Raw genomic sequence first — 229 nt, forward strand, 5'->3', positions numbered from 1 at the left:
GCAAGCCGCCTGTGCTGCGCGACGGCGTCGCGCAGACGCTCGCCAACTACTCCGACCCCGTGCCGCAGGCGCTGGCGCTGACCGCGATCGTCATCGCGTTCGCGATGACCGCCGTGGCCGTCGTGGTGGCGATGCGCGAACACGCCGACCTGCGCCCCGACCACGTCGACGGCGAAGAGCCCGACGACCAGCGCCGGGGGCCGCGATGAACCATCTGACCGTCGCGCCG

1 protein-coding gene is annotated in these 229 nt (G+C 73.4%); it reads left to right on the top strand.

The genetic code is table 11. The features are described from left to right. Positions 1-209, top strand: a 209-nt coding sequence (locus SB660_RS24375; protein WP_410585238.1) for an NADH-quinone oxidoreductase subunit K, incomplete at its 5' end; no start/stop codon positions are given. Between the last annotated feature and the right edge of the window lie 20 nt (positions 210-229).

Origin of the sequence: Bacillus sp. SIMBA_005, assembly GCF_046535585.1 — a bacterium.
Lineage (GTDB): Bacteria > Bacillota > Bacilli > Bacillales > Bacillaceae > Bacillus > Bacillus pumilus.